Raw genomic sequence first — 25,102 nt, forward strand, 5'->3', positions numbered from 1 at the left:
CCGCCCAGTATGCTTGATTAACCAGCCATTTGTTTCTCTTTGATCTCTGCAAGCGTTTTACAGTCGATGCATTGATCGGCTGTTGGACGCGCTTCGAGACGGCGGATGCCGATTTCGATACCGCAAGAATCACAGAAGCCGAAATCGTCCTCTTCAATTTTTTGCAGTGTTTTTTCGATTTTTTTGATCAGCTTACGTTCTCTATCGCGAGCACGAAGTTCGAGGCTGAACTCTTCTTCTTGTGCTGCACGGTCAACAGGATCGGGAAAGTTTGCGGCTTCGTCCTGCATGTGGCTAAGAGTACGGTCGACCTCTTCACGCAACTGATTGCGCCAAGCTTCAAGAATTGTCTTGAAGTGACCCAGTTGCTTAGCGTTCATATACTCCTCACCCGGCTTTTCCTGGTAAGGATTTACACCTGCGATAGCGAGTACGCCAAGTTTTTTGGTGCCTTCAGGCATAACGCATCTCCTGTAATCATTTGCGTTTGTAGGGCGTCCTTAAGAACGGCCGCTATCTATAGCAGAATCTTCACATCGAGGCAAACTTTTCATTCTGCTTTGATTGAATTTTTTGACTATGTTCGCTAATTCAAATGAAATCAAATTTAACTCAGCCTTAACATCATACTCGTACATCGCAGGCTTGGGCTAGGTGAATCTCAGTAGGGGAGATTTTACAGCGATAGGCTAGCACTTCAACGCCGGCTAACACAGCCATTTTCAGTAACTTAGCATATTCAGGGTCGATATGTGCTGCGGGGGCAACACTGAATATTTCACTATGCTGCACCACAAATAGTAATACGGCTCTATGGCCTTGGCTCACCATGTGCATCAATTCACGTAAATGTTTTTGACCGCGTAGGCTTACAGCATCGGGAAAATAACCTTGGCCATCTTCGAGCAAAGTACAACTTTTGACTTCTATATAACAGGCGGGTTTTTGAGCACCCTGTAGCAGGATATCGATGCGACTATTTTCATCACCGTATTTGACTTCACGGCTGAGGCTATCATAACCCGTGAGTTCCTTGATGATACCTTTATTGATGGCTTCTTCGGCTAAGGTGTTCGCCTGACCCGAGTGGATACCGATTAAGCCTGCATCTGGCGTGGTCATCAGTTCCCACGTATGGGCATATTTACGTTTAGGGTTATCAGAGGTAGAAAACCATACGGTTTCACCGGGATACAGGCAATTGCGCATAGAACCCGTATTGGGGCAATGTAGGGTGATCTCACTGCCATCGCTTAGCTGCACATCGGCCAGAAAACGCTTATAGCGGCGCAATAAAATGCCCTGTTGTAGTGGCGGTGTAAATTCCATAGGTAGACCTATCTCGGCTGTTCTAGGTCGCAAAGCCTAGCAAATTTCGCAAATGTTTACAGATTTTACCTGAGTAACTTCAGCCAATCGCTTTGCGTCATCGCCTGCTAGCAGTAAACTGCCGCCATAAAGTTTGTTCTGATTAATTATTCTAAAACGAATCGAAAAATAAGGATCCCTAATGAGTGAACTAAAAGTAACTGAATTGATGAAAGTGCAATTAACCAAAGAAGCACCCGCCGCGCACTGGGGCAAGGCTGATGTGACTTATACTGCCGACGGTGCGCAAATTCATTTAGCGGGTGGCGATGAGCTACGTCAAATTCAAATGGCGGCCCGTAAACTACGCAGTCAAGGTATTAGCAGTGTGGAATTAGCTGGGCAGTTTTGGGATCTCAATAGCCAATGGGTGTTTGCCCAAGGTTTCGCGACGGCAAAACCGGGCTATCAAATCCATTGGTGTGGTGATGAGTCTGTGCAAGCAGAATTGCAACGTCGACTCGATGTGGCAACCTTTGCCCGTCAACTGATCAACGATACGCCTGAAAACCTGTCGCCAGTGAAGCTTGCCCAACAAGCAGCAAAATGGTTGGCTGACGTTGGTGGCGACAAGGTAAGTTATCGGATTATCGAAGGCGAAGCGCTGCTTGAAGAACAGTGGATTGGTATCCATGCCGTCGGTCGCGGCAGTGAGCGTCCACCAGCAATGTTAGAGTTAGACTTCAACCCATTAGCCGCCGATGCACCCGTGTCTGTGGCGCTTGTGGGTAAAGGGATAACCTTTGATTCTGGCGGCTACAGCATCAAAGCTTCTGAAGGCATGTTAGGCATGAAATGCGATATGGGCGGCGCGGCGACTGTGACTGCCGCGCTCGGTTTAGCGATCAAGTCTGGCCTCAACAAACGCGTTAAACTCTTCTTATGTTGTGCTGAAAACTTGATCAGCGGTCGTGCCTATAAGTTAGGTGATATTCTGACCTACAAAAATGGTGTAACAGTTGAAGTGGTGAACACAGATGCGGAAGGGCGTCTAGTGTTGGCCGATGGCCTACAAGCCGCTTCTGCTACAGGCGCACCTTTTATTATCGATGCAGCGACCCTTACAGGCGCCGCTGTGATGGCGGTGGGTTCTAACTACAACGCGATTTTCTCGCCACAGGCGGATGTGTTGCAACTGGCCCAGCAAAAAGCCACTAGCGTTGCCGAGCGCGTATGGCCGCTGCCGCTGGATCCTTGGCACAAAGAAATGTGTCCATCTGCCTATGCTGACACCGCAAACAGCCGCGCAATGAAAGGCGGCGGTGCAGGTGGTGCTTCCAATGCCGCTGGTTTCTTATGGCGTTTTGTGTCACCCGAAGCTAAATGGTTACACGTTGATTTAGCTGGCGCTTTTGAAGATTCAGCTTCTGCCATGTGGGGCGCGGGTGCAACGACTCACGGCGTATTGACTATTAGTGAATTGATTAAAGGCTAAGCCTAGCGCTAAGACTAAATCAGATATGTTAGCTAAGATCCATTAAGATTCTGTAGCTTTGATTAAAACCGCCTACGGGCGGTTTTTTATTGGCTGAAAGATTAGAACACTCGTTTACTTGGCGTTTTAGCGGCTTCATGGCATGTTATGGCTGAGCATTTTTAATTGGAAAACATGATGATAACTATACGAAAAGCAACGAAAGTGGATGCTCAGGCCTGCTGGGATATCCGCAATGCTGCCATCAATAAAGGTTGCGCCGGATTTTATGATGCGGGCGATCTGATTATTTGGACCGAGGGCGAACTGACCGAGCAATTTAGTCGTATCGTCGATGCACATTTTTATGTGGCAGAGTTGTCCTCTGACGAGTCGCAGCTTAAGACTGTGGTCGGCACTGCCATGTTGGATGAACCCTATGCCCAGTTAGAAGCCTTGTTTGTTTCCCCCGATGCTATGGGGCTAGGTGTCGGTAAAGTGCTGCTGCGATTTATTGAAACCATGGCTTTTAATCAGGGGATAGCCCAACTCAGATTAGAATCAACTTTAAATGCGGTGGATTTCTATCGCCACTGTGGTTTTGGTGGTGAAGGCTTAGAGGAGGAATCTATCTACTGTTCGCCCAGAGGAATAGCCTTAGAGTGTATGGTGATGTATAAAAATCTAGGGAGGTCTTTGGCCTGCTAGGGCGCCGCGTTGCGGCTACGGATAACGGTACGCATCAAACGGCTACAGAACGTCACTTTTTGACTCACGATTTATGCAACGGGCTTTGCTCTTACGGTGAGCGCAGCGTTCTGTGAGTGAGTTTACGAACGTTCTGTTTTCCTAGAATCTAGAGCCTAGAACCTATTTTCTGAGAGGTTGTTGACATACTTAAGGTAATCAATATATCAAGCATGGATGCGGAATTAACTTATATAGTTTCGTTAAAAAGGTTGCTGACATATTCGAGGGAATCAACAGATCAAGCATAGATGTGGAATTCATTCTTCATAAAAGGTTGCTGACATACTCAAGGAAATCAACAGATCAAGTATGGATGTGGAATTAACTTATATAGTTTCGTTAAAAAGGTTGCTGACATACTCAAGGAAATCAACAGATCAAGATGGGGGAATTAACTCCCAAGAGTATGCCAACTATCGTTCTTTCGCCTGAAATCACGATGCCGACAAGATTAGCGCTAGTGGCTTAAATAAAACTTAATCCATTGCAAAAAAAGACTTTATTTCCTTAGCCTTTAGTCAAACTTACCCGTAAATCCTCAAGGTTTCAGTTCGCCTCTGGGGTATTAAGTTGTTGACGTTTTTCCATCAAATCTTTAATCAAAGGCGTGAGGATCAGCTCCATCGCCAGCGACATTTTGCCGCCGGGGACGACGAGTGTGTTGACCCGTGACATAAATGAACCTTGGATCATATTGAGGTAATAGGGAAAGTCGACATTATTGATACCGCGGAAGCGGATCACCACAAAGCTCTCATCTAAGCTCGGAATATCTTTGGCACTAAATGGGTTAGAGGTATCGACCGTCGGTACTCGTTGAAAGTTAATGTGAGTGCGGGAGAACTGCGGCGTCATGTGCTTAATATAATCATCCATACTGCGCACAATCGAGCCCATGACTTTTTCACGGCTGTGACCACGCTCCGAAGTATCGCGGATAATTTTTTGGATCCACTCTAAGTTGACTATGGGGACCATGCCGATCAGCAAGTCCACATGCTGGGCGACATTGGCATCACCAGTAACTACGCCGCCATGTAAGCCTTCGTAGTAGAGCATATCGGTATTTTCAGGTAGTGGTCGCCATTGAGTAAAAGTGCCGGGCATCTGGTTAAAAGGCACTGCCTCATCGAAGGTGTGTAAATAGCTGCGGGTTTCACCTTGGCCTGTGGTGCTGTAATCGCGAAAGCATTGCTCTAAACGAGCAAAGTTATTAGCCTCTGGGCCAAAATAGCTAAGATTGCGGTTTTCAGCTTGGGATTTGCGGATCATGACTTCCATTTCGGCGCGGGTAAAATGATGAAAACTGTCGCCTTCGACAAAGGCGGCGTTGATCCCGAGTTGGCGAAAAATATGGCTAAAGGCGGTGGTAGTCGTGGTGGTTCCCGCGCCTGATGAGCCTGTAACTGCAATAATGGGATGTTTTGCTGACATTTTTTCTACCTAGCTAGGAACCAAAAGAGCCGCTTATGGGGAAGCGATAAAAACGCGAGTACTATTTATACGGTACAGAGGTAGGACTGGTCAATCTTGCTGCTGTGCTATTTGTTCCGCTGAACGTATGGCGAAGGATTCATCGTCTTCACTGTACTCTAATTTCAGCTTACCTTGCTTAAGTGCTTGTTGACATTGGACTATCGCCTGAGCAAGCTCCTGTTCATCGAGACTGGCAAAGCTGCCATCCTCCACTTGACCTAAGAGATATTCGCGGATCACATTGGCGAGCGTTTCCTTGGGGAGTTGTAATAGGGTTTCATAGGGAATGAGCATCGGTGTTTCCTTGGGTGATATTGTCGCCGTTGATTGGGTCTGCGCTAAGCGAGTCAACACTTTGATCGCCTAATAAAAAATGTAAAATCCGTCTCTCAAGGTAGAAGCGCGGTTTCCAAGGTGTACCGCCTTCGATAAAGCCGACATGGCCGCCATAGGGATGCAGTTCGTATTCTACATAGCCCGACAATTGACTTGATTGGGGGATCACTTCATCGGTCATAAAGGGATCGTCCTTAGCATGTATGATGAGCGTCGGTTTAGTTATGCGGCTGACAAAGGGTAAGCCACTGGCACGCGTATAGTAATCGTCTACGCCGTCAAAGCCGTGTAATGGCGCTGTGACTTTATCGTCAAAATCATAGAAGGTATTTAAACGGTCGACCTGCAACTGGCTCAGCGGCATAGAGATGGCTAAGTCGGGATCATTCAGTTTATGGCTGATTTTTTGCTGCAACTGTTTGATTAAATAGCTTTGATATACCTTCGAAAAACCATTTTCTAAACGTTTTGCGCAGGCGGACAATTGCAGCGGCGCCGAGACAACCACTGCGCGAGCTAATAAACTGTCATCCTGATATTCGCCCTGATACTTAGTCAGTACATTGCCGCCTAAACTGTAACCTACGGCTAATAAGGGCGATTGCGGATACGCGCTTTTCAGTGTTGATAGGCTAAACTGTAAATCGTCCGTATCACCACTGTGATAACTGCGGGCGAGGCGATTGGCCTCACCCGAACAACTTCTGTGATGGTGCACGACGGCAGCGAGTTGCTGTTCTTTACAGGCTTGCAGTATCCGCCGCGCATAATGGGACTGAGCACTTCCTTCTAAGCCGTGGATGATCACCACGATTGGTTTGCAAGACTGTGGAACATCCTGCCAATCTAAATCGATAAAATCGCCATCGGGTAACTCTAAGCGCTGCCGCTGTAATGCTGGTTTGGCCACTTTAGTGAATACGGGTAAAATCGTTTGTATATGGGGACTCTTGGCCCACCAAGGTGGCATAAAGGAATTTGGCATAGATGTTTATCTTGGTATCGGCTATTGCTGAAAATTAAAACGTGTGTTTAATTTATACCCAAACCAACTCAAAATGCTGAAATTCGTATTTTGAGGTCGCTTGGGTATAAACTCGCGGCCATTGTAGCACAATTGTTTTTTATGCTGATATTTAGGCCGACATTTAGGTTGATAATTAGGAGATAGAGATGAAGCGACGAACCTTTATAATGGGCGCGTTTGCCGGTACGGCGGCGTTAGCCTTAGGGGTTAATCTCTATTCTCCTGAATTTAGTTTGCCCGAGGATAGCGAAGGCAAAGATTATCGTTTGTTGTTTAGCGTGCTTTTGCCTGTGATGCTCGACGGCGCCTTGCCTGATGTGGCCATTCATAAGTTAGCGGCGCAAAACCGCACTTTAGATGCCATCAAACAGTCGATTGCTGTGTTACCCGATGAGCAACAGACCGAATTGTTTGAGCTGCTCGATATGCTCGAAAATCGTCTTGGTTTACTGGTGCTCACTTCGAGTATGACGCCGCTATTGATGCGCTCTCCCGCCGAGTTAACTGATATGTTAGAAACCTGGCGCCACAGTTATTTTGCTTTGTTACAAACGGCTTATCTCGGATTGCGGGAATTAGTGATGGCAAGTTACTACGCTTGTCCTGAGCACTGGAGCCGCCTGCATTATGCCAAGCCTGAGCTGTTCAAATAGCGAGTCCATTTTTAACCTAATTAAACGCCGAATAATAAGCATTTTACCCGCGACAGTGGAGCACTCAAGTTGGCAATCATAGATCCTATAGTGAATGGTTTAAACTCTGGTTGGTTGCACACTGATGCGAGCCAATTGCAAGAAAACCAGCAGTTTGAAGCTGATGTGATTATTGTCGGCACAGGTGCTGGCGGTGGTGTGGCGGCTGAAATCCTCACCCAAGCTGGGCTGAGCGTGATCATGATTGAGGCGGGACCGCTAAAATCCTCCAGCGATTTTAATATGGAAGAGCGGGTCGCTTACCCCAACTTGTATCAACAAGCTGCGGCGATGAAAACCGCCGATAAGGCGATTGGAATTTTTCAAGGCCGCGCAGTCGGTGGCTCAACCACAGTTAACTGGACCACTTCTATTCGCACGCCGACCGAGGCGTTAGCTTTTTGGGCGCAACATAAATCGGTTGTTGGGCTTAATCGCGAGAGTTTAGATCCTTGGTTTGAGCAAATGGAACAACGGCTCAACATTCATGAATGGAACTATGAGCCTAATCGCAATAATGCCGCCCTGAAGCAAGGTTGTATCAATCTTGGCTGGGAATACACTGTGATTAAACGTAATGTGGCGGGTTGCTGGAATACCGGCTATTGCGGAATGGGTTGTCCGGTCAATGCGAAGCAATCTATGTTAGTCACCACGATTCCCGCGGCACTTGAGAAAGGCGCGCAGCTGATCAGTCGCGCTAAAGTGACTAAGATTGAGCACCATAATGGCCAAGTGTTTGCGTTAAAGGCGCAGGCGCTGGATGTGAATTTACGACCCACTGACGTTGAGCTGTTATTTAAGGCTAAACATTATATTTTGAGTGCGGGTGCTATCCATACACCGACGATTTTGATGCGTTCGCAAGTGCCCGATCCCCACCAACTTTTGGGTAAACGCACCTTTTTACATCCTACTTTGTTATCCGGCGGCGTATTTGCCGATTCGATCAATGGCCATAGCGGTGCGCCGCAATCTATCTATTCCGATGAATTTGTGTGGAACAATGGCGCCGATGGTGAGCTGGGTTATAAACTTGAAGTGCCGCCGGTGCATCCGATTTTAATTGCCTCTAAAACCTTAGGATATGGTACAAGTCATGCTGAGTTAATGTCACAATTCAATCAGTTGCAAGTGACTATCGCTTTGATCCGCGATGGCTATCATCCCGACAGTCAAGGCGGTGCAGTACACTTAACGGATAAGGGTTTTGCTTTAGATTATCCGCTGACCGATGCCTTTTGGCGGGCCGCGAGACGCGCTTTTGCCAGCATGGCGGAGTTACAATTCTCGGCGGGCGCCTTAAAAGTGTTGCCGATCAGCGATGGCATGCCTTACTTATCCTCGTGGAAAGACGCCAAAGAGAGCATTACGCAGATGTCACTCGCGCCACTGCGCACTATCGTCGCATCGGCGCACGTGATGGGCGGTTGTCCCTTCGGCGAAGATGAAAAGCTTTCTATGGTCAACAGTTATGGACAGTCGCACTATTTAGAGAATTTATCTGTAATGGATGGCTCTATCTTCCCGACCAGCCTTGGCGCTAACCCGCAGCTGTCGATTTATGGCATCACGGCACGTAATGCCACCGCACTCGCACAGAAGCTCACTGACGGTAAAGCCTGATGTTATCTTATCAAAATGCAGCTTAGCTTGATAAAGCTTGATGGGGTGTGAATGTCTGAAAACATATTACGGGAAGGTGGTTGCTTATGCGGGGCGATTCGTTATCAGGTTGAAGGTGAACCCTTTGATGCGGATTATTGCCACTGCCGTTCATGCCAAAAAAGCACGGGATCTGCATTTGGGGCTTGGATGGATTTTAAACTCAGCCAAGTGATTTGGCTTAAAGGTCAGGTGACTGAGTTCGCATCGTCCGAGTTTATTCGCCGTGGATTTTGTGACAAGTGCGGTACATCGTTAACTTACCGACATACTCAATATCCCGATTATTCGACCTTGAGCATAGCGAGTCTGGACGATGCTAACCAAGTTCAGCCTAAGTACCATATTTATACTGAGAGTCAGTTGAACTGGTTGGTGATCGAGGATGACTGTGAACGCTATCCGCAAGGCCGCAGCTGTTAGCGGCTCAGATGATCATAGCGTTAATTTGATTGAGTTTGAGCTAACATGGTTGAGCTTGTTTTAACTTGATTAACTTAGATCAGGGCGCAATGAGGCCGATTTCGTTGGCGTCAATGTCACTGAGTCCAAACAGGCTTAAGTAGCTCACTAGATTCGTTGCTTGGCCGCTTGGGCTGAGCTCGTTGAGTTTATTTAAGATGGTTCGCTGCGCTTTACGTTCCATCATTAGCTCAACGGCGAGCATCTGCTGATACTCTTGCTCATTCAGGCTGGATTTAGCGAGTTTACGTAATTTGCGATAGGGCGTGAGAAACCTTTCATCCCATTCACCTACAGCAGTCATCAGTGCTTGCCATTGGTCCGTGCTGTATTGCTGCGGCCCAGACACATCCATAGTGATATCTAAATATTGTGCCAGTAGCAGTAGATTGACGTTCACCTGACAGCTATTTTGCAATTCGAGACAGAGCGCTTTGTTTTGCGCATAGCTCATATCACACCATTGCCAGAGTTGACTGTCGAACTGGGTTAAAACCGCCATACTATTTCCTTGTATTGCCGCTGCTACTGACTTTTATGTAAAAGAACGCTGGAGTTATTGTTGCTCCATGACCTCTTGCTCCATTGCATCTATCTCTTCTTGCAACTCGAGCCATTGCATTTCACTGTCTTCTAAGGTTTGCGTCAAGCTCGTTCGCTCGGTTAATACCGAGGTTAGCTTGGCTTTGTTATCTTGATCATACAATTCGCTATCGGCCAGCAAGTGCTCTAGCTCGGCGAGGCGTTCGCTCAGCTTTTGTTGCTCGGTTTCTAACTTAGTTTGTTTGCGCTTGAGCGGCGATACCTTTTGGCGGATCTCGGCCTCGAGGCGTTTTTGCTGTTTTTTATCGGCGGCAGGTTTGATCTCGTCACTGGTGCTGTTTTGATTCGAGTTGGCTTTCGCCGCATCGAGCAACCATTGGTGATAATCGTCTAAGTCACCATCAAAAGCGCGCACTTCACCTTGATCGACCAGATAATAATCACTACAGGTTAAACGCAGTAAATGACGGTCGTGCGATACGATAACCATAGCGCCTTCAAAGGTTTGCAATGCCATTGTCAGGGCGTGGCGCATCTCTAAGTCTAAATGGTTGGTGGGTTCATCGAGCAGCAATAGGTTAGGGCGTTGCCAAACTAATAGCGCCAACACTAAACGGGCTTTCTCGCCGCCGGAAAAGGGTCGTACAGGTGAGAGCGCCATATCGCCGTTAAAACCAAAACCACCTAAGAAGTTGCGTAGCTCTTGCTCTCTGGCATTAGGGGCCAGACGCACTAAATGCTGCATCGGCGTATCGTCGAGGCGCAAAAATTCAATTTGATGCTGGGCAAAGTAACCGATATTGACGCCAGGATTAGGTTCATACAAACCTGTCATTGGCGATAATTGACCCGATAACAGCTTGATTAATGTCGATTTACCTGCGCCGTTACGGCCGAGTAAACCAATGCGGGCACCCGGCACTAAGTTTAAATGCACCTTGCTCAGGATTGGCTTATCGCTATAACCGATAGCGACTTGCTCCATCTTAATCAGTGGATTGGGCAGGGCTTCTGGGGCGCGAAACTCCATATAAAATGGGCTATCGGCTTGAGACGGCAACAACTCAGTCATGCGCTCTAGCGCCTTTAAGCGGCTCTGCGCTTGTTTGGCTTTACTCGCCTTATAACGGAAACGGTCAACGAAGGACTGCATGTGCGCACGTTCTTTTTGTTGGCGTTCGAAGGCAACCTGTTGCTGCGACATACGTTCGGCACGAATGCGCTCAAAGGCACTGTAATTGCCTTTGTAGAAATTGAGTTTTTGATTTTCAACGTGGACGATTTCATCAACGATTTCATCGATAAAGTCCCTATCATGGCTGATTAAAATCAGCGTGCCTTGATAGGACTTAATCCAACCTTCGAGCCAGTACATGGTATCTAAGTCTAAGTGGTTGGTCGGTTCGTCGAGGAGCAATAAGTCAGAGCGGCACAGTAGCGCTTGGGCTAAGTTGAGGCGCATACGCCAACCGCCCGAAAAGCTTTTTACTGGATTGCTTTGCTCGGCTTCACTAAAGCCCAGACCCGCTAACAATGAACCCGCGCGCGAATGAATCGCATAACCACCGATAGCGTCGATTTTGCCGTGTAAGAGTGCGATAGCATTGCCGTCGTTATCTTCTTGGGCCTTGTGTAATAGGGCTTCTAATTGACGATATTCGCTATCGCCATCGATCACATATTCCAGTGCCGAGACGTCGAGCGCAGGGGTTTCTTGGGCCACAGTGGCAATTTGCCAGCCAGAAGGCAGACTAAATTCACCTTTATCTAGGCTTAAGTGACCTAAAATTAATGCGAGCAGTGAGGATTTGCCTGTGCCGTTAGCACCGACTAAACCGACCTTATGGCCGGGATAAATCGTGAGAGAGGTCTCATCTAGCAGGGTTTTGCTGCCACGGATTAATTGCGCTTGGTTGATGCTGATCATTAACTACAACTTGGTTAGAACGTAAATTCGTCAGGGCACAGATAATAGCGTACAACCCCGTATCAAACCACAGCCTGACCCGATAACTCGGACAATTATTCGACTTTTCAGGATGATCTTTAGCGAATCGCATCACATCGACCTAAGGCCTCATACTTTCAGGTAACACTGGCATTCAATCATCAGTGTGGCAAAATAGCGCCAATTTCTTCGGCCGAGTCCCTTGGCCCTGCTATCTGGTCCTTTATCTATTATGACAAACACTAAAATCAAAAAGCGTTTCGTAGCCGGTGCTAAGTGCCCAAAATGCAGCGCCAAAGACAGCATTTTACTCTACAAGGAAAACGGCATCGAAACCGTTGAATGCACAGAGTGTGATTACCGTGAACAGCAAACCGATGAAAAGGTGGCAGAAAAAGCCACCGGCGCAGTGATCGGCGTGTTTAAGCCGGATTAGGTTGAAGATTTAATTCAATTGGGTTGCTTCGGCTGAGGACGCCTGTCCTATCTCTTATTTTTCCGTTTGTAGCTTTGCGAGTAAAAGGTGCGCAAATCATTAACCACTCGCAATTAGCTCAAGTTCATTGAAACGGTCTGAGTTAGATATCAGAAATGGTAGCCTAAGCATTGGGTACGGTTATGACCGCTGACCTTAAACATCACAACACTTTTACCATAAAGAATTTACTGCCGGTTTCTGGGTAGGCTTGTTGTATCCACTGCACGCGATAGTCGTGGCGCTCATAAAAGGGCTTAGCTTGAAAATCTAAGGTATCGAGTAGGGCAAATTGGCAGCCGCGCTCCTTTGCTTGGCTTTCTGCGGCTAATAATAAGCGCGTGCCGATACTTTGGTGTCTTAAAGAATCATTGACCCACAGATAGTCGATTAACAACCAATTGCCGAAGGTTTTACCGCTGATCCCTGCTAACAGTTTACCTTCGGAGTCCTGTAGTTTGAGTCCGAGATTTTTACGGCTAAGCCCCTGCCATTGGACTTGGTTGAACTCGACAATTTTTTGTTTTACAGCGTCGGCGAACTCGGTTGATTCATCGTTAATTAAGCTTAAATTCATCGTCACTTCTCGTTTGGTTTTTTATGATGTTAGCTCTGAATATCTAGGCTGATAGGCATTGGTATGCCGCCAAGGATTAGGGTAAACTAGCGCCTTTGTCACTGGCCATAAGTATCGTAATGGAAACTTTTTACAGTCTATATCCTGCGGTTAAACATCTGCATTTTACCTTTATCGCGTTGAGCGTGTTACTGCTTACCGTTCGCTTTGTCCTGCATCTGCGCCAATCGGCTCTGATGGAGAAGAAACTGCTCAAGATAGCGCCCCATGTTATCGACACTTTCCTACTGCTGTCGGGCTTAACTTTATGTTTTATGATCCAGCAATTTCCTTTTGTGGATCCTTGGATGACCGAAAAAATCGGTGCTGTAGTTGCTTACATTGTCCTAGGCGCCATTGCCATAAAAGCGAATAGAAACAAATTGTTCAAAGTGTTTGCTTACTTAGGCGCGATAGGTTGGTTGGTTTATGCTGCTAAATTGGCTCATTTTAAACAAGCGGTATTATTGGGTTAATGGGTAACTACACTCTGCAAGATGGCATTTCATTGCCCGAGTCGGCATTGGATGTAGGTGCGCACCTTGGATTTTCTAAACTTGAAGCCGCTAAATGGGCTTGGTTTGAAATGGCGGGAGCCGTATTAAGTCATTACTTGGTTGATCAACAACAGCGTTTTAATGCGCTGTTGCATTGGTTTTACGAGGATTTAGGTTTTTGTGTTCGTGAGAACTACTTCAGTACAGAGGCGGCAGATTTAGGTACTTGCTTAATTAGTCGCCAAGGTAATAGTACAACGCTGGCGACGGTATTGATGTTGCTGGCGAAGCAGTTAGATCTTGAACTCGAACCCATATTGCTACCTGGCAATACGGTTCTGCGTTGTAAGATTGGCGGTGAAGTGAGTTATTTGGATCCTTTAACGGGCAAGGAACTCACCCGTCACCAGTTGCACGTGTTAGTGCGCGGCGAGTTAGGTAATGCTGCTGAACTTAAGGCAAGTTACTTAAAGCCTGCAACGGTGAAAAAACTGCTGACGCGTATGCTGCATGAGCTTAAGGCGGGTTGCATAGTGTCGCATCAATTTGAGGCAGCGATGGAGTGTTGCAGCCTGCTGTTGCAATGGCATGTTGACGATGTGCATTTGAATCGTGAGCGGGCGTTTATTGCACAGCAGTTGGGTTGTATTAATGTGGCCGCCGCCGATCTGCAGCATTTTGTTGATAATAGTCCTCACGATCCCGTGATCGAGATAGTGAAGATGCAGCTCAAAGAATTAAACGAACACGCCGAGGTTTATCACTAAAGCAGAGCCTTTCGGGGCTCTGCTTATTTATTCAACTTTTATTAACGAATTCAAACCGCAAAAATAATAACACTGGGCAGATGGAAGTTTGACCCAGGGACTTAAAAGTTAAGTCTCTAATAAAAATAATAACTGTATCAACAGGGAGAAATTAGCATGACAAGCACGGCTTTAGTGACGAATGATGCCACGGCGTTAGGAATACTCGCGACAATTCTAGGTTTTGTATTTTATACCAGTAGCAGTAGTCATCCTTTTTGGCAGAAGTTTTATCGTTTTATTCCCGCCCTTTTATTGTGCTATTTCTTGCCATCGTTATTGAATACCTTTGGGGTAATCGATGGTAATACCTCACAACTGTATTTTGTGGCATCCCGTTATTTGCTGCCAGCTTGTTTAGTCTTATTGATTTTAAGCGTTGATTTAAAAGCTATTTTAAGTTTAGGGCCGAAAGCTTTGATCATGTTTTTAACCGGCACTGTCGGTATCGTTATCGGCGGCCCTATCGCCTTGTTGCTGGTGTCGGTTATTGAACCTTCTTTAATTGGGGTCGATGGCCCCGATGCGGTATGGCGTGGTATGACGACCTTAGCGGGGAGCTGGATTGGTGGCGGCGCAAACCAAGCTGCAATGAAAGAAATTTATGACGTGGGCGGTAATATTTTCTCTGTGATGGTGACAGTCGATGTGATAGTCGCCAATATTTGGATGGCAGTGTTGCTGTTCCTAGCCTCAAAAGCGAAAGAGATCGATGCTAAAACCGGTGCAGATACTTCTGCTATTGAAGCGTTAAAAGATAAAGTTGAAAAGTATCACGCTGAAAATGCACGCATTCCTAATCTGCGCGATCTTATGCTGATTGTCGCTGTAGGCTTTGGTATCACAGGTATTGCTCATATCGCCGCTGATTTTCTGGGGCCATTTTTTGAAGTGAACTATCCTTGGACCGCAGATTACAGTTTAACCTCTAAATTTTTCTGGCTAGTGGTGATAGTCACAACGATTGGTTTGGCGATGTCATTCAGCCCAGTGCGTCATTTAGAGGCGGCGGGGGCATCAAAAGTGGCTTCAGCCTTCCTTTACATCTTAGTTGCGACCATTGGTCTACATATGGATGTGAGTAAGGTGCTTGATACGCCATTGTACTTTTTAATTGGTATTGTGTGGATGATCGTTCACGCAAGCTTTATGTTATTGGTGGCTAAGCTGATTAAAGCCCCGTTATTTTATATGGCCGTAGGCAGCCAAGCGAATGTGGGCGGTGCTGCGTCGGCCCCTGTAGTTGCGGCGGCATTTCACCCCGCATTAGCACCCGTGGGCGTACTGTTAGCCGTATTAGGTTATGCGTTAGGAACCTATATGGCATGGATTTGTGGTCAAATTTTACAGTTAGTTGCGGTATAACCGCCTTAGCTCCTATTCACCGCTGGGAAAGGTTCCAGCATTTTAGAGAGAAGTTGCGATGAGTAATAAAATCATAAACCTAGGTTCAATCGAGATTGCCAACGATAAACCTTTCGTGTTGTTTGGTGGCATGAATGTGCTTGAGTCTCGCGATCTTGCTATGTCGATTGCTGAAACCTACGCCGAAGTGACTCAAAAGCTGGGGATCCCTTATATATTTAAGGCGTCTTTTGATAAGGCGAATCGTTCTTCGATCAACTCTTACCGCGGTCCAGGTATGGAAGAAGGCTTAAAGATTTTTGAAGAGATTAAAAAGACCTTTAATTTACCTTTGATCACCGATGTGCATGAAGTGCATCAGTGTGCGCCAGTGGCAGAAGTAGTTGATATTATTCAGTTACCTGCATTTCTAGCACGCCAGACTGATTTGGTTGTCGCGATGGCAAAAACTGGCGCTATCATCAATGTGAAAAAGCCACAGTTTTTAGCACCACATGAAATGCGCCATATCATCACTAAGTTTAACGAAGCGGGTAATGACGAGATCATCCTGTGTGAACGTGGTTCAAGCTTTGGATATAACAACTTAGTCGTTGATATGTTGGGCATGGATGAGATGAAGCAATCTGGCTACCCAGTGATTTTTGATGCGACTCATGCGCTGCAACGCCCTGGTGGTCGTGCAGATTCAGCGGGTGGACGTCGCGCACAGGCGACCGAGTTAGCGCGCAGTGGTATGGCGCTGGGTTTAGCGGGTCTATTCATTGAGGCGCACCCCGATCCTGATAACGCTAAGTGTGATGGCCCATGTGCGCTACCTTTGCATCAGTTAGAAAATTATCTGAAGCAAATGAAAGCGATCGACGATTTGGTGAAATCCTTCGAGCCAATCGATACCAGTAAGTAATCGCAAGCTAAGACTTAATGAATTAGTGACTTAATCCCAAAGCCTCGACTCGTTCGGGGCTTTTGTTTTTCAGTCGAGGAATGTGATTGGTATAGCCCCGTAGCTATCTGAAACATTAATGTTTTATGATGGGCTTTGCCTAACAATCTTGTTTTTATAGCCGATCAGATTCTTTACGGAATACCTTTATGTGGATCTTACTCACTTTGCTGGCGGCATTTATGCAGGCTTGGCGTAATGCGTTTCAAAGCCAGCTGAGTAAAGAAGTGAGTGTTGTGGGCGTGACCTTAGCGCGTTTTATTTGGGCTGGGCCGATTGCCGCCGTGTATTTGGCGAGCTTATATCTTTGGCAGGATGTCGGAATCCCCGATTTTAGCGACCGTTTTATCGGTTTTATTCTCGGAGCATCGGCGATGCAAATTCTCGCGACGGGCTTGATGGTGAAATTGTTCAAGCAACAGAACTTTGCCGTTGGTGCTGGGCTAGCCAAGAGTGAAGCCGTGGTCGCGGCGATCTTAGGCACAGTGTTTTTTGGGACGCATTTATCCCTTTTAGGTTGGTCGGGAGTGTTGTTGGGTGGTGTGGCAATTTTTCTCATGAGTGCCAAACAAGGCCTGCGAAGTCTGTTGCTCAATACGGTATTGATTGGTTTAGCCTGTGGTACTTCGTTTGCGCTGACATCGCTTTGGGTACGAGAAGCGAGTTTATGTTTGAATATTGGTTTCCCCCATAGCGCAGCTTGGGTGTTGCTATTTGTGATAGGCCTACAAACTTTGCTGTTAGTCAGTTATTTGTTGCTTAAGGATAAATTTACGCTGATAGCATTATGGCAACGACCTAAGTTGACTTTACTGACAAGCACCGCCAGTTGTTTAGGTTCTATCGGTTGGTTTAGTGCAATGTCGTTGCAGGCTGTGCCCTATGTTAAAACCTTAGGTCAAGTTGAAGTTTTCTTTATGATCTTGATTGCCACCTTTTGGCTGAAGGAAAAAGTAAAGATAAAAGATATGCTAGGGTTAGTCTTGATCGCTATCGCCGCCATTTTGGTGATGTGGGAATAGACTAAATTAATAGAAGGTGTGATGGTTTTTTAGACTAAAATAGAACTAGATTCAGTGTGTTTATATCAAGCAAACATTCGCTGAGATACAAATATACACACGTCTTGCTCCATAGATTTTGATACCATTTTTAACCGAGCGCAGTGCGAGTTAGGATATATGCGAAAAAAGTTAGCAAAATTAAATCTGCCATTATGGCAATGGCTGGCAGTCATATTGTTTCCAATTGGAATTGCTGCTGTCGCAAGTTATCTCTCTGCACAGTATTTTGTTGAAGATAAAGTCAAAGGTGTGGGGGCTATTTATGTGAGTCATATTGATACTTTGGTGTCCCATGCTAATGAAATCAGCCATTATGCATTGGCATTGAAGGATTCTGAGTGTCAAGAGTTATACAACTATATGTTGTTCCAACCCTACTTTCGCTCGGCTTTAATATATGATTCACAACATGTTTATTGCTCATCTAAAACTGGTGATATTGATACTCCCCTGAGCATTGTTAGTGCTACCGAAAATCTTGAAATATCTAACCAGTTTATTATTACGGGCACGCCTTTTATGCCTGAGGTGCCCGCGATAGTGTCATCTAAATGGGACCCTAAATCTAAACACGGCGCCGCTGTGATTATTGAAGGGAAATATTTAGTAGATTCCTTTGTACAGCCCGATGTGTTTCCCAGCGCAGTTATCAATGTCGCTTTATCAATCAATGGTAAAACGATTCCTGAATCACTCGGATTTATCAAAAATGAGGTAATGACTTTAGATTCTGATGAGCACAATTTTTCAGTGTTACTAGAAATGTCACCTGCTTTTTTTAGGCATTTTTTTTGGATATTTTTTGCCATCTCATTACCCTTTAGCATTATTTTGATTACGGGTTCTATCTTGTTTGTGCTCTATTCACGGTTATCTCGTCACTCCCTTGCAGATGATATTCGTAGCGGGATAGAGAACGAAGAGTTCTTTTTGGTTTATCAACCTGTGATCTGTGCTGAGGACGGCAAGGCCAAAGGAGTCGAGGCATTAGTGCGTTGGCAGCACCCACAAATGGGCTTAGTACGGCCTGATTTGTTTATTCCTATCGCCGAAGAGAGCAAGTTGATTGTTCCATTGACCAATTATATCTTCGAAAAGGCATTAAAAGATTTTGCTAATATGAAGGTTGAATCGGGCTTTAGAGTCGCGTTTAACGTGGCGCCAGAGCATTTTACCCAAGATGATATCGAGTCGAAATTTATTCATCTGCGGGATTCTTTGGATCGTATTGGCGTTAAGCCTTTAATCGAAATCACCGAACGGCAATTATTAACGCCGGATATTTGCCAGCGCATTGAAAGCTTACGCCAGTTGGGGATTTTAGTGGCTATCGATGACTTTGGTACTGGGCAAACAACCTTATCTCTGTTACAAACCATGCCATTAGATTACTTGAAAATCGATAAATGCTTCATCGATACCATAGGGCAGGACTCCGTGACTTCCCACGTACTCGATACCATTATTGAGCTCTCCCATAAGATGAATTATGTGGTGGTGGCTGAAGGGGTTGAAACGCAGGAGCAGGCGGACTATTTGACCAGTCGCCAAGTCCATTTTTTACAAGGTTATCTCTTTGCTAAGCCGATGAAGTTGGCGGATTTAAAGTTATGGTTAGTCGAACATTTCAAAAAGTAGCATCATGATGTAAGTCAGCCATAAGGGCGCCTTGGTACCCTTATGGCTATTCAACTGTCTTAACTAAAGGTTCTGGCTCGAGGTTCTGGCTCGAGGTTCTGATTAAAGGCTATAACCCGTTTCTTCGTGTTCCGATAAATCTAAGCCGTTAACTTCTTGTTCTGTGCTGACGCGAAGGCCGCCAAGTAGCTTACGGATGATCACAAACAGCAACCAAGTGACCACTGCAGTATAAGTGAATGTCGCCACAACCCCGATAATCTGTACCCCAAGTTGGTCTATCATAGTGTCGTTCACTGCCGCAAAACCGTAGCCGCTAAAGACGCCTAATTGGGTCGAGCTAAAGACTCCTGCCAAAAGGGTACCGAGAATACCGCCGACACCGTGCACGGGGAAAACGTCTAAGGAGTCATCGATTTTAAGTTTCTGTTTGATATAAACCGTTGAGTAAAAACACACGATCCCACCGAGTAAACCTATGACTAAGCCGCCTGCTGGGCCAACATAACCAGAGGCGGGAGTGATAGTGCCTAAGCCCGCTACCATGCCTGTGACTATGCCAAGGGCGCTGGGTTTACCAAACTTAATCCACTCAATTGCCGCCCATGTCATCGCGCCCATAGAAGCGGCGAGATGAGTGGCTAGAATCGCCATGGCTGCGGTGCCATTAGCGCCGAGCGCACTGCCACCGTTAAAACCGAACCAACCCACCCACAGCATGCCCGCGCCTGTGACTGTCATCGTCAGGTTGTGCGGCATAATCGCCGAGTTTAAAAATCCTTTGCGTGGACCTAGCACTTTAGCTGCCACGAGCGCAGCAACCCCTGCGGTGATATGCACCACGGTTCCGCCTGCGAAATCATACAGTCCTAGCTGTGCTAACCAGCCACCGCCCCAAACCCAGTGGGTGATCGGCGCATAAACCAGTAATAACCAAGCACCTGAAAAGATAAGCACAGCTGAAAACTTCATTCGCTCGGCAAAACCACCGATGATTAAGGCTGGCGTTATGATGGCAAAGGTCATTTGAAATAGCATAAACAGCGGCTCGGGAATATCCCCGCTAAGACTATCGCGACCAATACCTGACAGTAGTGCTTTGTCTAAGCCACCGATGAAACTGTTACCTGTGTCGAATGCGAGTGAATAACCTAGCCCGAACCATAAAACTGATACTAGGGCGGCAATAGAGAAGCATTGCATCAATATTGAAAGCACGTTTTTACTGCGAACTAAACCGCCGTAAAACAAGGCTAATCCTGGCAGGGTCATCAACAACACTAATGCGGATGAGCTTAAGATCCACGCTGTATTTGCAGCGCTAAATTGACCATCATCGGCGACGGCATTCGTCGCCAATATACTGAATAATATCAATAGGTATTTAATACTGAGTCTGAAGCTCACTAGCATCATAGGGCATCAACTCCTTCTTCCGAAGTGCGAATGCGCACCACTTGTTCTAACGAAGTCACAAAGATTTTGCCATCACCCACTTTGCCCGTATGGGCTGCAGCAATAATGGCATCAATAACGGCATCTTCTTGATCGGAATGAATGGCAACTTCGAGTTTAATCTTAGGTAAAAAGTCCACTGCATATTCAGCACCACGATACAATTCCGTATGGCCCTTTTGGCGGCCAAAACCGCGTACTTCAGTGACTGTCATGCCATGGACGCTGAGCTGGGTTAAAGCTTCACGTACATCGTCTAATTTGAATGGTTTAATGATTGCGGTGACCAGTTTCAATTTTCTCTCCAACAAGCTGCAGACTCAATTTATTGGAATAAAGCAGGAATTAGGCCATATAGATAAAGCATTTATTATCATTGCGTTAACATTAAAATGCACCGAAATAGCTTAAAATTTTGATGCAAAACGGTGCAAGGCAAAGTTAATCTGCCCTGATTTGGTGCGTATTGTTGGTGCAAGTTAAATTTGCTTGACTAGCATGAGTGCGGCAAAAGCCGAGTGAGTATGGCACTAGGGGAATTCGCGTTTTAATGCGGTAAATAAAAAGTGGGGATTTAGCAAAAAATTAAAAATTATATCAATTAAACATAATGTTATATTTAGTTTTGTTATGTGAGTTTTCTTGCTTAAGCTTCTAGCTGTTTGACGCGCGCCCAGAGGTCAGCATTAACTGGTGCACTTAAACCGTGCGCTCGTGCACGCTCACAGATATAACCATTAATTTGGTCTATCTCAGTTCGTCTTTGGTGTGCAATATCTTGGTGCATCGATGAGAAATTCCCCGCAGTGAGTCGGATCACCTGATAGACCCTGTCGTGTAACAATTGTTTATCGAGAGGCACGCCCTCGAGTGTGGCAACCGTGACTAACTCGTCGAGAATGCCTTTAATCATGTCACTAAAACCTGGCTCGGCGAGTGTGCCATTAGGACATTGATATAGTGCTGTAAGTGGATTAATCGCGGCATTAACGGCGAGTTTCTGCCATAGACAAGGCACAATGGCATCCACCCATTCACTGTTTGGGATAGCCGCCAGTAAAGCATTGCGATAATGCTCAGTGAGCTCTGTACCTGCAAAATGCCCAAATTGAGTTAGCCCTTGTCCCGTTTGCCTAATTTGCCAACTGGCTTGACGTAACACCCCTTGAGAAGTTGTCCCTAGGCTTAACCCTCTGCTATCAGCTTGCGCATCAATTAGCGGCGCTAGGGCTAAATGAGGTCCCATTCCATTGTGTAACAACAAAATGTGGCATTGTCTGGGCAGTTGGTTAAGTAAGGGCAAAAGTGCATCGAGCACTTGATAGGCTTTGACGCAGACAATCACGAGGCGGATATTATCGAGCGCATTGGCCGTCAAGATAGGCACAGAATACTGGAGTGCGTGTGTTTTCTGTTGATTATCATTGGCCGGCGCTAATGGAGTGACGCTAAGTGTCTGCTGTATAGATGCAATTGAATCGCGGCCGATAAGACCAACACCCATGCCCGCTGTAGTCAGTTGGTGGCAAATAAGCTGCCCAACGGCACCAGCACCTAAAATCGCAATATCCACCACGCGATTTATGTTCACAGCATGAGTCATATCTGTAGCCTTAAGGTATCGGTCATCAGTACCAGTTTGAAGCGCCTGAGTTAATCTTCTCGCAATTGCGCTGCGCGGAAGTATTTGCCATAGGCCCAATTGCAAAAGTAAAACAGTGCAATACCCGAAAAGTCGGCAATAACGTCACCCACAGAAGCGCTACGGTAGGGCAAACGTGATTGCACTAACTCAATTAAAATGGCGTAGCTTGCCAGTGTGAGAGATAACCAATACCACTTAGGTTTGAAAGCAAGATAGGTGAGATAGGAGAGGCAAAAAAAGCTCCCAAGATGGCCTACCTTGTCGATATTCGGAATACTTTGCGAATAGGTTGGTCTGGAAAATACCAGATAACTGATCACGACAAAGGCTACGGCTAAAGCCAGCTTAAATAGGGTGTTTTTAGTTATCACAAATATGTTTGTATTAGCTTAGAGTGGGGCAATGATAGGAAAATGTGTGGCTAAAGTCACCCATGATTACGCTTTTATTCTAGGCTTTACCTTCAACTTAGGCCTGTGTGTGGGTAAACTAGCTGCATATTAATTTGATATGGGACATAAAAACTATGCCTTCAATGGATATTGTGTCAGAAGTGAATGAAGTTGAACTGCGTAATGCGGTTGATAATACTAAGCGTGAGCTGGCGACACGTTTCGATTTTCGAGGTAAAACGGCTGACGTGGAATATAAGGACCATGTGGTCACGTTAACCGCTGAAGATGACTTCCAATGCCAACAATTAGTGGACATTTTACGTATGCAACTGAGCAAACGTAATGTGGATCCGTCTTCGATGGAAGTCGATGAGAAAGCCATCCACAGCGGTAAAACCTTCTCCCTAAAAGTGAAGTTTAAAGAAGGTATAGAAACCTTAATTGCTAAAAAACTGGTCAAGCTAATTAAAGACAGCAAACTTAAAGTGCAAGCGTCTATTCAGGGCGAGAAAGTACGAGTTACAGGTAAAAAACGTGACGATTTACAAGCTGTCATGGCGTTGGCACGTGAGTCTGAGTTAGGCCAGCCTTTCCAATTTGATAACTTTAAAGATTAATCGAGCAGAATTGGTTTAACGTGATGCAGTATCGCGTTTGCCATTTCGTCTTTAAATGTAAAAGCCCTCACACTAAGGTGTGAGGGCTTTTTTATATTGATGGCATAAGTGCTATGAGACCTTAATCCGATTTTGCTGCTGCACTTTTTGACGAATCATCCATTAATGATGTGCTTGGATGCGGCGCATACTTGTTGACTAAGACAACCAAAAACAACACCGGAAAGCCAATAACACTGGCGGCGACAAAGAAGTTCACATAACCAAATGCGTCGACATAAGCGCCCGAGAAGCCCGCGATAAATTTAGGGAAAAGCAACATAATCGAAGACAGTAAGGCATATTGCGTTGCACTGTAGCCGTTGCTAGTGAGACTCGAGAGATAGGCAATAAATGCCGCCGTGGCTATCCCAGCGCTGAAGTTATCCACTGAAATAGCAAAGGTTAAAAAGGGCACGTTGTAGCCAATCACTGCCTGCCACGCGAATAGCAGATTGGTTACGGCAACCAGTAAGGCACCGAGGAAAAGGATTTTCATAGTTCCGAAGCGAGCTAACAGAACGCCGCCAAAGGCTGCGCCGACTAAGGTCATGATCAGGCCATAGATTTTACTTAAATAGGCAATTTCTTCTTTAGTGAATCCCATGTCCACATAAAAGACGTTCGCCATAATCCCCATCACAATATCCGAGATCCGGTAGCAAGAAATCAGTAATAAGATGAGGATAGCGCTGCGGCCATAGCGTTTGAAAAAGTCGATAAAGGGTAAAATACTGGCTGTATATACCCAAGATATGCCCGCTGCGATAATTCTAGGATAACGTGCACTTAAGCGTTGTTTTAGCGCTAATTCAGTGGCATCGGCTGCGCGGGTATCGACTTCGGGTTCGCGGCTAAAAAGCGTGGTCAAAATCCCAACAGACATCAATCCTGCCATAATCAGGTAAGAAGTTTGCCATGCCACTAAGTTGTATGCCGTGTTACCGGGTTCAACCCAAGCCGCTATGGTGAGAGCACCTGCGGTGGCGATAATCATGGCGCTGCGATAACCCACTTGATAGGCCGCTGCTAGTGCGGCTTGCATCTTTTCTGGGGCTGATTCAATCCGAAAGGCATCAATAACAATATCTTGGGTGGCAGAGGCAAAGGCGACCATTAACGCGAACAGTGCCAAGCGCTCGAGATCTTTGAGGGGATCACTAAAAGACATGCCTAAGATGGCACCAACCAATAACAACTGAGCGAACAGCATCCAGCTACGGCGGCGGCCTAGAAATCGAGTTAGCAGTGGCAATGAAAGCCGATCGACTAAGGGTGACCAAGCCCATTTAAACGCATAAGCTAAGGCTATCCAGCTGAAATAACCGATTGAAGTGCGATCAACACCTGCTTCACGCAACCAAAAGGATAACGTTGAAAATACCAGCATTAATGGTAAACCAGCAGAAAAACCCAGTAATAACAGGATCAAAACCCGCTTGTGATAATAGACACTGAGGGCATCGAGTGTGCGTTGAATAAAACCTGTTGCGGACATAGGCATGAGTCTAAGTGTTTAATCCGCTTAGCTTACGGGTAAGGTGCCATAGGGTTCAAGGGCTAATGGTATTCCTTTTACTTTGGAGTCCCGTTTAGCACAATAAGATGGTTGAATATGGCGCGGGAGTTAACTTTTTGTAGCTAAAAGTTTATCGCTTATCTTTATCGCCAGCATTGATCTTGATAGTAAGGAGAGCGTAATAATGTACACACGAGGAATTGGTTTACGAAATAAAAAAGGCCCTATTACAGGTAATGCCGATCAGTTAAGACAGATCGCTTGACGATCTCGCTGAAAAGATCAAAATCCGATGACCTCATGTCATCGGATTTTTTTATGCAACTCTCAGAAGCACTCGCCCG

General features: G+C 46.0%; 26 protein-coding genes. 13 read left to right on the plus strand and 13 right to left on the minus strand.

All coding sequences use genetic code 11. The features are described 5' to 3' along the window. Positions 1 to 17: 17 nt before the first annotated feature. A complete protein-coding gene (dksA, locus tag KO533_RS19810; protein WP_006082967.1) occupies positions 18 to 461 on the minus strand; it encodes an RNA polymerase-binding protein DksA in 444 nt (147 codons plus the stop codon). Between the two features lie 163 nt (positions 462 to 624). Beyond that, positions 625 to 1,329 carry a DNA/RNA nuclease SfsA gene (gene sfsA, locus KO533_RS19815; protein WP_105251524.1) on the minus strand — a complete coding sequence of 235 codons (705 nt, stop codon included), beginning with the start codon at positions 1,327 to 1,329 and terminating at the stop codon, positions 625 to 627. A gap of 181 nt (positions 1,330 to 1,510) precedes the next feature. Between sfsA and pepB the strand changes: the two genes are divergently transcribed. Both pepB and KO533_RS19825 read left to right on the plus strand, forming a co-directional pair. Beyond that, entirely contained in the window at positions 1,511 to 2,803 is a 1,293-nt protein-coding gene (gene pepB / locus KO533_RS19820) for an aminopeptidase PepB (RefSeq protein WP_198572876.1), read from the plus strand. Positions 2,804 to 2,980: 177 nt separating this feature from the next. Further along, entirely contained in the window at positions 2,981 to 3,490 is a 510-nt protein-coding gene (locus KO533_RS19825; RefSeq protein WP_219255826.1) for a GNAT family N-acetyltransferase, read from the plus strand. Between the two features lie 588 nt (positions 3,491 to 4,078). On the opposite strand, the gene KO533_RS19830 is transcribed toward KO533_RS19825, so the two are convergent. The 3 genes from KO533_RS19830 to KO533_RS19840 all read right to left on the minus strand — a co-directional run bounded on the left by KO533_RS19830 (position 4,079) and on the right by KO533_RS19840 (position 6,329). Further along, positions 4,079 to 4,966, minus strand: coding sequence for a phosphoribulokinase (locus tag KO533_RS19830; RefSeq protein ID WP_011847692.1), 888 nt, complete (start codon positions 4,964 to 4,966; stop codon positions 4,079 to 4,081). A gap of 90 nt (positions 4,967 to 5,056) precedes the next feature. Beyond that, on the minus strand, positions 5,057 to 5,302 hold the full coding sequence (locus KO533_RS19835) for a YheU family protein (RefSeq protein WP_105251527.1): 246 nt from the start codon (positions 5,300 to 5,302) through the stop codon (positions 5,057 to 5,059). Continuing rightward, positions 5,286 to 6,329: a hydrolase gene (locus KO533_RS19840; protein WP_219255803.1), complete on the minus strand. Its 1,044-nt coding sequence runs from the start codon at positions 6,327 to 6,329 to the stop codon at positions 5,286 to 5,288. Before KO533_RS19840 ends, KO533_RS19835 begins: the two co-directional genes overlap by 17 nt. A gap of 188 nt (positions 6,330 to 6,517) precedes the next feature. Between KO533_RS19840 and KO533_RS19845 the strand changes: the two genes are divergently transcribed. The 3 genes from KO533_RS19845 (at position 6,518) to KO533_RS19855 (ending at position 9,151) form a co-directional block, all read left to right on the plus strand. After that, positions 6,518 to 7,024, plus strand: a complete 507-nt coding sequence (locus KO533_RS19845; protein ID WP_105251529.1) for a TAT leader-containing periplasmic protein — start codon at positions 6,518 to 6,520, stop codon at positions 7,022 to 7,024. Between the two features lie 69 nt (positions 7,025 to 7,093). Beyond that, entirely contained in the window at positions 7,094 to 8,689 is a 1,596-nt protein-coding gene (locus tag KO533_RS19850) for a GMC family oxidoreductase (protein ID WP_219255805.1), read from the plus strand. Between the two features lie 51 nt (positions 8,690 to 8,740). Further along, positions 8,741 to 9,151, plus strand: coding sequence for a GFA family protein (locus KO533_RS19855; protein WP_219255807.1), 411 nt, complete (start codon positions 8,741 to 8,743; stop codon positions 9,149 to 9,151). A 79-nt stretch (positions 9,152 to 9,230) separates the two neighbouring features. Here the strand turns inward: KO533_RS19855 and KO533_RS19860 are convergent, their stop codons facing one another. Together KO533_RS19860 and KO533_RS19865 are read right to left on the minus strand one after the other, a co-directional pair. Then, positions 9,231 to 9,692 carry a TIGR02444 family protein gene (locus KO533_RS19860; protein WP_219255809.1) on the minus strand — a complete coding sequence of 154 codons (462 nt, stop codon included), beginning with the start codon at positions 9,690 to 9,692 and terminating at the stop codon, positions 9,231 to 9,233. 54 nt (positions 9,693 to 9,746) lie between these two features. Further along, positions 9,747 to 11,660 carry an ABC transporter ATP-binding protein gene (locus KO533_RS19865; protein WP_219255811.1) on the minus strand — a complete coding sequence of 638 codons (1,914 nt, stop codon included), beginning with the start codon at positions 11,658 to 11,660 and terminating at the stop codon, positions 9,747 to 9,749. Positions 11,661 to 11,913: 253 nt separating this feature from the next. On the opposite strand from KO533_RS19865, the gene KO533_RS19870 reads away from it, so the two are divergent. Then, on the plus strand, positions 11,914 to 12,117 hold the full coding sequence (locus tag KO533_RS19870; RefSeq protein ID WP_011788205.1) for a YheV family putative zinc ribbon protein: 204 nt from the start codon (positions 11,914 to 11,916) through the stop codon (positions 12,115 to 12,117). A gap of 202 nt (positions 12,118 to 12,319) precedes the next feature. Here KO533_RS19870 and KO533_RS19875 read toward each other — a convergent pair whose 3' ends face one another. Continuing rightward, positions 12,320 to 12,733 carry a GNAT family N-acetyltransferase gene (locus KO533_RS19875; protein WP_219255813.1) on the minus strand — a complete coding sequence of 138 codons (414 nt, stop codon included), beginning with the start codon at positions 12,731 to 12,733 and terminating at the stop codon, positions 12,320 to 12,322. A 119-nt stretch (positions 12,734 to 12,852) separates the two neighbouring features. Between KO533_RS19875 and KO533_RS19880 the strand changes: the two genes are divergently transcribed. The 6 genes from KO533_RS19880 to KO533_RS19905 all read left to right on the plus strand — a co-directional run bounded on the left by KO533_RS19880 (position 12,853) and on the right by KO533_RS19905 (position 19,088). Beyond that, positions 12,853 to 13,248: a SirB2 family protein gene (locus tag KO533_RS19880; protein WP_006080263.1), complete on the plus strand. Its 396-nt coding sequence runs from the start codon at positions 12,853 to 12,855 to the stop codon at positions 13,246 to 13,248. Further along, a complete protein-coding gene (locus tag KO533_RS19885; protein ID WP_105250146.1) occupies positions 13,248 to 14,036 on the plus strand; it encodes a tetratricopeptide repeat protein in 789 nt (262 codons plus the stop codon). The genes KO533_RS19880 and KO533_RS19885 overlap by 1 nt, the downstream gene beginning before the upstream one ends. Before the next feature lie 156 nt (positions 14,037 to 14,192). Next, complete coding sequence (locus KO533_RS19890) at positions 14,193 to 15,440, plus strand: DUF819 family protein (RefSeq protein WP_105250145.1); 1,248 nt, start codon at positions 14,193 to 14,195, stop codon at positions 15,438 to 15,440. A gap of 58 nt (positions 15,441 to 15,498) precedes the next feature. Beyond that, a complete protein-coding gene (kdsA, locus tag KO533_RS19895; protein WP_105250144.1) occupies positions 15,499 to 16,347 on the plus strand; it encodes a 3-deoxy-8-phosphooctulonate synthase in 849 nt (282 codons plus the stop codon). Between the two features lie 188 nt (positions 16,348 to 16,535). After that, complete coding sequence (locus tag KO533_RS19900) at positions 16,536 to 17,408, plus strand: DMT family transporter (RefSeq protein WP_219255815.1); 873 nt, start codon at positions 16,536 to 16,538, stop codon at positions 17,406 to 17,408. A gap of 159 nt (positions 17,409 to 17,567) precedes the next feature. After that, a complete protein-coding gene (locus KO533_RS19905) occupies positions 17,568 to 19,088 on the plus strand; it encodes an EAL domain-containing protein (protein ID WP_219255817.1) in 1,521 nt (506 codons plus the stop codon). 102 nt (positions 19,089 to 19,190) lie between these two features. Here the strand turns inward: KO533_RS19905 and KO533_RS19910 are convergent, their stop codons facing one another. From KO533_RS19910 to KO533_RS19925, 4 genes are all read right to left on the minus strand, one after another. Next, on the minus strand, positions 19,191 to 20,504 hold the full coding sequence (locus KO533_RS19910; protein ID WP_219255819.1) for an ammonium transporter: 1,314 nt from the start codon (positions 20,502 to 20,504) through the stop codon (positions 19,191 to 19,193). Next, positions 20,501 to 20,839 carry a P-II family nitrogen regulator gene (locus KO533_RS19915; protein WP_105250140.1) on the minus strand — a complete coding sequence of 113 codons (339 nt, stop codon included), beginning with the start codon at positions 20,837 to 20,839 and terminating at the stop codon, positions 20,501 to 20,503. Before KO533_RS19915 ends, KO533_RS19910 begins: the two co-directional genes overlap by 4 nt. 350 nt (positions 20,840 to 21,189) lie before the next feature. Next, positions 21,190 to 22,146, minus strand: a complete 957-nt coding sequence (locus KO533_RS19920; RefSeq protein ID WP_219255822.1) for a 2-dehydropantoate 2-reductase — start codon at positions 22,144 to 22,146, stop codon at positions 21,190 to 21,192. Between the two features lie 50 nt (positions 22,147 to 22,196). Next, positions 22,197 to 22,559, minus strand: coding sequence for a VanZ family protein (locus KO533_RS19925; RefSeq protein ID WP_105250138.1), 363 nt, complete (start codon positions 22,557 to 22,559; stop codon positions 22,197 to 22,199). Positions 22,560 to 22,714: 155 nt separating this feature from the next. Between KO533_RS19925 and KO533_RS19930 the strand changes: the two genes are divergently transcribed. Next, on the plus strand, positions 22,715 to 23,200 hold the full coding sequence (locus tag KO533_RS19930; protein ID WP_006080274.1) for a YajQ family cyclic di-GMP-binding protein: 486 nt from the start codon (positions 22,715 to 22,717) through the stop codon (positions 23,198 to 23,200). A gap of 121 nt (positions 23,201 to 23,321) precedes the next feature. On the opposite strand, the gene KO533_RS19935 is transcribed toward KO533_RS19930, so the two are convergent. Next, complete coding sequence (locus tag KO533_RS19935; RefSeq protein WP_219255824.1) at positions 23,322 to 24,737, minus strand: MFS transporter; 1,416 nt, start codon at positions 24,735 to 24,737, stop codon at positions 23,322 to 23,324. Between the last annotated feature and the right edge of the window lie 365 nt (positions 24,738 to 25,102).

The organism is Shewanella sp. NKUCC05_KAH (assembly GCF_019345585.1).
Lineage (GTDB): Bacteria > Pseudomonadota > Gammaproteobacteria > Enterobacterales > Shewanellaceae > Shewanella > Shewanella oncorhynchi.

Excerpts from the sequence above, each read along its gene's own strand:
- dksA (WP_006082967.1), bottom strand. The coding sequence starts at position 461 with ATGCCTGAAGGCACCAAAAAACTTGGCGTACTCGCTATCGCAGGTGTA.
- sfsA (WP_105251524.1), bottom strand. The coding sequence starts at position 1,329 with ATGGAATTTACACCGCCACTACAACAGGGCATTTTATTGCGCCGCTAT.
- pepB (WP_198572876.1), top strand. The coding sequence starts at position 1,511 with ATGAGTGAACTAAAAGTAACTGAATTGATGAAAGTGCAATTAACCAAA.
- KO533_RS19825 (WP_219255826.1), top strand. The coding sequence starts at position 2,981 with ATGATAACTATACGAAAAGCAACGAAAGTGGATGCTCAGGCCTGCTGG.
- KO533_RS19830 (WP_011847692.1), bottom strand. The coding sequence starts at position 4,966 with ATGTCAGCAAAACATCCCATTATTGCAGTTACAGGCTCATCAGGCGCG.
- KO533_RS19835 (WP_105251527.1), bottom strand. The coding sequence starts at position 5,302 with ATGCTCATTCCCTATGAAACCCTATTACAACTCCCCAAGGAAACGCTC.
- KO533_RS19840 (WP_219255803.1), bottom strand. The coding sequence starts at position 6,329 with ATGCCAAATTCCTTTATGCCACCTTGGTGGGCCAAGAGTCCCCATATA.
- KO533_RS19845 (WP_105251529.1), top strand. The coding sequence starts at position 6,518 with ATGAAGCGACGAACCTTTATAATGGGCGCGTTTGCCGGTACGGCGGCG.
- KO533_RS19855 (WP_219255807.1), top strand. The coding sequence starts at position 8,741 with ATGTCTGAAAACATATTACGGGAAGGTGGTTGCTTATGCGGGGCGATT.
- KO533_RS19860 (WP_219255809.1), bottom strand. The coding sequence starts at position 9,692 with ATGGCGGTTTTAACCCAGTTCGACAGTCAACTCTGGCAATGGTGTGAT.
- KO533_RS19865 (WP_219255811.1), bottom strand. The coding sequence starts at position 11,660 with ATGATCAGCATCAACCAAGCGCAATTAATCCGTGGCAGCAAAACCCTG.
- KO533_RS19870 (WP_011788205.1), top strand. The coding sequence starts at position 11,914 with ATGACAAACACTAAAATCAAAAAGCGTTTCGTAGCCGGTGCTAAGTGC.
- KO533_RS19875 (WP_219255813.1), bottom strand. The coding sequence starts at position 12,733 with ATGAATTTAAGCTTAATTAACGATGAATCAACCGAGTTCGCCGACGCT.
- KO533_RS19880 (WP_006080263.1), top strand. The coding sequence starts at position 12,853 with ATGGAAACTTTTTACAGTCTATATCCTGCGGTTAAACATCTGCATTTT.
- KO533_RS19885 (WP_105250146.1), top strand. The coding sequence starts at position 13,248 with ATGGGTAACTACACTCTGCAAGATGGCATTTCATTGCCCGAGTCGGCA.
- KO533_RS19890 (WP_105250145.1), top strand. The coding sequence starts at position 14,193 with ATGACAAGCACGGCTTTAGTGACGAATGATGCCACGGCGTTAGGAATA.
- kdsA (WP_105250144.1), top strand. The coding sequence starts at position 15,499 with ATGAGTAATAAAATCATAAACCTAGGTTCAATCGAGATTGCCAACGAT.
- KO533_RS19900 (WP_219255815.1), top strand. The coding sequence starts at position 16,536 with ATGTGGATCTTACTCACTTTGCTGGCGGCATTTATGCAGGCTTGGCGT.
- KO533_RS19905 (WP_219255817.1), top strand. The coding sequence starts at position 17,568 with ATGCGAAAAAAGTTAGCAAAATTAAATCTGCCATTATGGCAATGGCTG.
- KO533_RS19910 (WP_219255819.1), bottom strand. The coding sequence starts at position 20,504 with ATGATGCTAGTGAGCTTCAGACTCAGTATTAAATACCTATTGATATTA.
- KO533_RS19920 (WP_219255822.1), bottom strand. The coding sequence starts at position 22,146 with ATGACTCATGCTGTGAACATAAATCGCGTGGTGGATATTGCGATTTTA.
- KO533_RS19930 (WP_006080274.1), top strand. The coding sequence starts at position 22,715 with ATGCCTTCAATGGATATTGTGTCAGAAGTGAATGAAGTTGAACTGCGT.
- KO533_RS19935 (WP_219255824.1), bottom strand. The coding sequence starts at position 24,737 with ATGTCCGCAACAGGTTTTATTCAACGCACACTCGATGCCCTCAGTGTC.